Annotated in this window: 4 protein-coding genes; all 4 read left to right on the top strand. The window is 66.7% G+C overall.

The window, feature by feature from the left end; translation table 11 throughout:
* The first annotated feature begins 476 nt into the window (after positions 1 to 476).
* Complete coding sequence (locus LC407_RS08930; protein ID WP_025879252.1) at positions 477 to 692, top strand: hypothetical protein; 216 nt, start codon at positions 477 to 479, stop codon at positions 690 to 692.
* Positions 693 to 899: 207 nt separating this feature from the next.
* A complete protein-coding gene (locus LC407_RS08925) occupies positions 900 to 3,293 on the top strand; it encodes a Tex family protein (RefSeq protein WP_223482661.1) in 2,394 nt (797 codons plus the stop codon).
* 200 nt (positions 3,294 to 3,493) lie between these two features.
* A complete protein-coding gene (locus LC407_RS08920) occupies positions 3,494 to 5,695 on the top strand; it encodes a PAS domain S-box protein (RefSeq protein WP_223482660.1) in 2,202 nt (733 codons plus the stop codon).
* A 64-nt stretch (positions 5,696 to 5,759) separates the two neighbouring features.
* The gene (locus LC407_RS08915; RefSeq protein ID WP_025879248.1) at positions 5,760 to 5,999 is read left to right on the top strand and encodes a hypothetical protein; all 240 of its coding nucleotides are present in this window, start codon (positions 5,760 to 5,762) and stop codon (positions 5,997 to 5,999) included.
* The last annotated feature ends 1 nt before the right edge of the window (position 6,000 follow it).

Raw genomic sequence — 6,000 nt, 5'->3', positions numbered from 1 at the left:
GCGGAAGATGCTGGTGATTCTCAACGCCCGTATGCGTGACGCTCAAGGCGGATCGATCCCCGCCTGAGCGCACCAGAGGGCGTTGCTCCTGAGGCTGCCGGCCAGCGGCCGGCACTACCGTGCCCGTTTACCGGAAGGGCTGGCGCTCCTCCAGCACACAGTTGCTCCAGGGACGGATTCACGGCGTCCCCCGCGAACCCAACCCGGCCGACCCACCTGCGGCTTTTGCATTCCGCGACCAACCACACCCACCCACGAGGGGCTGCGCCGTTGGCTGAAACCCGCGGATTCGTTAGCCGGAAGTTAAAGATCCGTAAGCATTCTGCTGCTATCCCGCAGTCATCTGCATGCAACCGATCGTCATTAGTCTTCGTGACGTTCCAGTCAGCTTGGTCGCGGTAAGCTCTATCCCGATGAGCCAACAAGTACCGCTCATCGTGTGCAGTACGCAGTAGCAATTTGGAGGAAGACATCACATGGCAATCGTTCTTTATGTCGGTGGTAGCAAGGATGGCGAGAAGGGCGTGGTGCCCTACGGCTTCAGCAAATCCCGCGCCGATACCGCGCTGGGGCCGGAGTTCTACACGGAGCGGTTCATGGAACTGCAGGGTGTCGGCAAGGTCCGCCTGATGGCGCTGGAGAGCCTGCGTGACGACATCGTCATGCAGCGTGCCGCCCGCCACTACCGCTGACCTTCGCAGTACGCGGCAGGACGCGCTCCACCATCGCGCGTCCGCGCCGGCATCCCAGCCCCGGGGCCAGTCCGAGCCCCCTTTGCCAGGATGCCGGCGTCCCATCCGGACCCACCGCCTGAACCGCCGCTCTGTCAACGCCTTGTCCCTGCCGCCCGCGCATTGCAAGAATGGGCCTTTCCCGCAATGCGGCCCAGGCCGGAAACAATGCACGACGCCAAGCACGCCCAGCGCCAGCTCGCCCAGCAGATCGCCCAGACCATCGCCGATGAAATCGGTGCCCAGACCCCCCAGGTCAGCGCCGCTGTCGGCCTGCTCGATGAAGGCGCCAGCGTTCCGTTCATCGCCCGCTACCGCAAGGAAGTCACCGGCGGCCTGGACGACACCCAGTTGCGCAACCTGGAAACCCGCCTGACCTACCTGCGCGAACTGGAAGACCGCCGTGCGGCGGTGCTGGCCAGCATCGGTGAGCAGGGCAAGCTCAGCGATGAGCTGCGCAACGAGATCCTCGCCGCCGACACCAAGAGCCGGTTGGAAGATCTGTACCTGCCGTACAAGCCCAAGCGTCGCACCCGCGCGCAGATCGCCCGCGAAGCAGGACTGGAGCCGTTGGCCGACGGCCTGTTGGGCGATCCGACACAGGACCCGCAGGTCTTTGCCGCCACGTTCGTGGATGCCGACAAGGGCGTGGCCGATACCAAGGCCGCGCTGGAAGGTGCCCGCGCGATCCTGATGGAGCGCTGGGGCGAGGACGCCACGCTGGTTGGCGAGCTGCGCAGCTGGTTGAGCGAGCAGGGCGTGATCCGTGCCCGCGTTGCCGAGGGCAAGGAAACCGAGGGCGCCAAGTACCGCGATTATTTCGAGCACGCCGAGTCATTGGCGAAGATTCCCTCGCACCGGTTGCTGGCGTTGTTCCGTGCGCGCCGCGAGGAGATCCTGTTCCTGGAGCTGGACCCAGGCAAGGATGCCGAGGCCGGACATCAGTACGCCGAAGGGCGCGTGGCGCACAACGCCGGTATCCGTGATGCGGGGCGCCCCGCTGATCGCTGGCTGCTGGACGCCTGCCGCCTGACCTGGCGGGCCAAGCTGCACATGCACCTGCTGCTGGACCTGTTCAACCAGGCCCGCGAGAAAGCCGAGGCCGAAGCCATCGCGGTGTTCGGTGACAACCTCAAGGATCTGCTGCTGGCCGCACCGGCCGGCCCGAAAAGCGTGCTGGGCCTGGACCCGGGCATCCGCACCGGCTGCAAGATTGCCGTGGTCGACCCCACGGGCAAGCTGGTCGCCACCGACACCATCTACCCGCACGAGCCCCGCCGGCAGTGGGAGCAGTCGCTGCAGACGATCAAGCAGCTGTGTGCCAAGCACAACGTGCAGCTGATCGCGATCGGCAACGGCACCGCCAGCCGCGAGACCGACAAGCTGGCCGGTGAAGCCATCAAGGCGCTGGGTGAGAACGCGCCGCAGAAGATCGTGGTCAGTGAAGCCGGGGCGTCGGTGTATTCGGCGTCGGAAACGGCGGCCAGGGAATTCCCGGACCTGGACGTGTCGATCCGTGGTGCGGTATCGATCGCGCGTCGCCTGCAGGACCCGCTTGCCGAACTGGTGAAGATCGAGCCGAAGGCGATCGGCGTGGGGCAGTACCAGCACGACGTGGATCAGTACCGCCTGGCGCGTGCGCTGGATGCGCGCGTGGAGGACTGCGTGAATGCCGTCGGCGTGTACGTCAACACGGCGTCGGCTGCACTGCTGTCGCGCGTCTCGGGCCTGTCGTCGACGGTAGCCGAGAACATCGTGCGCCACCGCGATGACAACGGTCCGTTCAAGCGTCGCAAGGACCTGCTGAAGGTGTCGCGCCTGGGCGAGAAGACGTTCGAGCAATGCGCAGGTTTCCTGCGTATCGCCGATGGCGATGAGCCGCTGGATGCATCGTCGGTGCACCCGGAAGCCTATCCAGTGGTCGAGCGCATCGTCGCCAGCACCGCGCGTCCGATCAAGGCGCTGATCGGCGACGGCAGTTTCCTGCGCGGCTTGAAGGCCGAGCAGTTCACCGACGAGACATTCGGTGTGCCGACGGTGCGCGACATCCTCAAGGAACTGGAAAAGCCGGGCCGTGATCCGCGCCCGGAATTCAAGGCGGCCCGTTTCGCCGATGGCGTCGAGGACATCAAGGACCTGCGCGAGGGCATGGTGCTGGAAGGCGTGGTCAGCAACGTGGCCGCGTTCGGTGCGTTCGTCGATATCGGCGTGCACCAGGACGGCCTGATCCACATCTCGGCGCTGTCTGATACCTACGTGAAGGATCCGCGTGACGTGGTCAAGGCCGGCGACATCGTCAAGGTGAAGGTGCTGGAGGTGGACGTGCCGCGCAAGCGCATCGCCCTGACCCGTCGTCTGGACGACACGCCCGGCCAGGCCACCAGCCGCCCGGGCAGCCGTGACGAACGCAGCCAGGGGCAGGCGCCGCGCCGCGACGCCGGCAACCCCGGGCAGGGACGTGGCCAGGGGCGCAACCCGGGCAATGGCGGACGCCCGGCACAGGCCGCGCCGCCAGCCAACAATGCCCTGGCCGAGGCGTTCGCCCGGGCCAAGCGCAGCTGAGTCCGCCGTCCCCCTCCCGGCGCGATCCGGGCGGGGGACTTGTCGATGTTCCCCGGCAATGCGCACACTTGCGCCCGAAGGGGCGCCTGGGCCCCTGCTGTCGCTGGGGAGGCCATGCCGTCAGCACCATCCGCGCTGTTCCGTGACCGCTGTGGCTCGCCACGGCCTGCGGGCAGCTGCGTCGGCAGGGGAGGCGGCTGATGGCCGATCAGGGCAACAGCGGCAACGCACTGCTGGAGCGCCGGCTGCAGGAACTGGCCGAAGAGCGCCGCCGCCTGGCGATGATCATCGAGGGCACCGCGGCCGGCACCTGGGAATGGAACGTCCAGAGCGGGCAGATGCGGGTCAACGAACGGTGGGCCGAGATCGTCGGCTACCGGTTGGACGAACTTGAACCGATCTGCCAGAAGACCTTCATCGCGCTGGTCCATCCGGATGATCTGGCGCTGTCCGATGCGGCCCTGCAGGACCACTTCGATGGCCGCACCGACCACTATGTCTGCCTGTTGCGGATGCGCCACAGGAATGGCGAATGGATCTGGATCCACGATCGCGGACGGGTATTCGAATGGGACGGGCAGGGCAGGCCACTGTGGATGGCCGGCGCCCATGCCGACGTCACCGAACTGCAGCAGGCGCGCCAGGACGCGGCCGAAATGCGGCAGCGCCTGCAGGCGATGGTGGATGCTTCAGACGAAGTCGCGGTGATCGCGACCGACACCGATGGCATCATCACCATTTTCAATACCGGCGCGCAGCGCCTGCTCGGCTACACCGCCGCTGAAGTAGTGGGTGAGCGCCGCCTGGATGCCTTCCACGACCCGGTTGAACTGCAGGCGTGGCTGCGACCGCTGGCGACCGCCGATGGACAGGTTCCGGGTGTGTTCGAGGCACTCAGTGCACGTGCCGAGGGCCAGACGTATTCGCGGCAGTGGACACTGCTGCGCAAGGACGGTCAGCGTCGCCAGGTACGCCTGTCAATCAGCCGCATGGATGGCGCCAATGGCGAGCGCATCGGCTATGTCGGCATGGCCATCGACATCACCGAGATCCTGCAGGCGCGCGCCGAGGCTCGTCTTGCGGCGGAAAAGTTCGCCGGTGCGTTCACCTCGGCGGCATTGGGCATGGCGCTGGTGTCGCTGGAAGGGCGCTGGCTGGATGTCAACGATGCGCTGTGCCGCATTCTCGGCTACACGCGCGAGGAACTGCTGCAGGTCGATTTCCAGCGGTTGACCCATCCGGCCGATCTGCAGACCGACCTGGCCCTGGTGCAGGACCTGCTGGCGGGGCGACGCACGCACTATCACCTTGAAAAGCGTTACCTGGGCCGTGAGGGCAACACCATCTGGGCACGGCTGTCGGTATCGCTGGTACGCAATGAGCGCGGTGAACCGTTGCATTTCGTGTCGCAGATCCAGGATGTCAGCGCCCAGCGCAGCAGCGAGCAGCGCCTGTTCGAAAGCGAGCAGCGCAGCCGCATCACCCTGGATGCGGTTGCCGACCTTGTACTCAGCGTGGCCCTGGATGGCCACATCGAATATGCCAACGCGGCCGCCGTGCGAATGCTTGCCGGCGATGGAGCGCTGTCGCTGGCCGGGCATCTCGTGCAGGACGTGCTGTCGTTGACCACCGAATACGCACCGCAATCGCAGCTCGACGTCAGCGTGCTGCTGGATCCGGAAAGCAACGCCGTGGATCTGCATGCCGATCTGCTGCTGCAGATGGGCACCGCCGTGGTGCCGGTTGACCTGACCCGGGCCTGGCTTCGCGACGACGAGGGCCAGGTGCGTGGTGCGGTGTGGGTCCTGCGCGATGACACCCAGCAGCGCGCACGCGAGCGCGAGGCACGGCACCTGGCGGAGATGGACCCGCTGACCGAACTGGGTAATCGCCGCGGCTTCGAAGTGCATCTGCAGCAGGCGATCACCCGGGTCGAGCGGACCGGGCAGGCGGCGTCACTGATGTACATCGATCTGGACCGGTTCAAGCCGGTCAACGATACCTTTGGTCATCTGGCCGGCGACGCCGTGCTGTGGGCCGTGGCCAGCGTATTGCGCCATGGTGTACGCGACTCGGATGTGGTGGCCCGCCTGGGCGGTGACGAATTCGCGGTGATCCTGTCCGGGTGCAGCCCGCGGCGAGCGGCGCGCATCGGCGGCGAGTTGCTGCATACCCTGGCCAACCTGTCCATTCCGTGGGACCAGCACCAGCTGCGGATCGGCGCCAGCATCGGCATCGCACCGCTTGCCGCCGGCATGAGCGTGGACCAGGCCGTCGCCGCCGCCGATGCCCAGTGCTACCGGGCCAAGGCGATGGGTCGCAACAATGTGCAGGTGCAGGGCGAAACCGGCGAACTGCCCGGTAGCTCGCCGGTGGACGGCGGCGACCTCAGCGACGGCTGATCTCAGCCTGTGAGAGGGGCGCGGCGAATACTGCGCCAACGCCCCACCTTGGCAGGAAAACAACATGACGTCCTGGAACCTGAGTGCAGTCCGTGCTTATGCGCCGGCCGTTGTCGGCTGGTCCCTGGCTCTCTCCGGCTGGCTCCGGCTGGAGCAGCTGCGCAACGACCAGCAGGCCCGGATGCTGGTCCCCGTGGTGCAGTGGGGCGTGGCGCTGATGCTGCTGGTCACGCTGGGCTGCATCGTCGCTGCCAGCGTGATGATCTGGCGCGCCGGGCGTCGCGATGCGCAGCAACGTGGGTAGC

It is taken from the genome of Stenotrophomonas sp. OVS01A (genome assembly GCF_019969775.1).
Lineage (GTDB): Bacteria > Pseudomonadota > Gammaproteobacteria > Xanthomonadales > Xanthomonadaceae > Stenotrophomonas > Stenotrophomonas indicatrix.
The sequence above is the reverse complement of the archived record's forward strand: the minus strand, read 5'-3'. Positions and strand labels throughout refer to the sequence as shown.

What these genes read in the sequence shown, in the direction of transcription:
- LC407_RS08930 (WP_025879252.1), top strand. Translation starts at nt 477, where the DNA reads ATGGCAATCGTTCTTTATGTCGGTGGTAGCAAGGATGGCGAGAAGGGC.
- LC407_RS08915 (WP_025879248.1), top strand. Translation starts at nt 5,760, where the DNA reads ATGACGTCCTGGAACCTGAGTGCAGTCCGTGCTTATGCGCCGGCCGTT.
- LC407_RS08920 (WP_223482660.1), top strand. Translation starts at nt 3,494, where the DNA reads ATGGCCGATCAGGGCAACAGCGGCAACGCACTGCTGGAGCGCCGGCTG.
- LC407_RS08925 (WP_223482661.1), top strand. Translation starts at nt 900, where the DNA reads ATGCACGACGCCAAGCACGCCCAGCGCCAGCTCGCCCAGCAGATCGCC.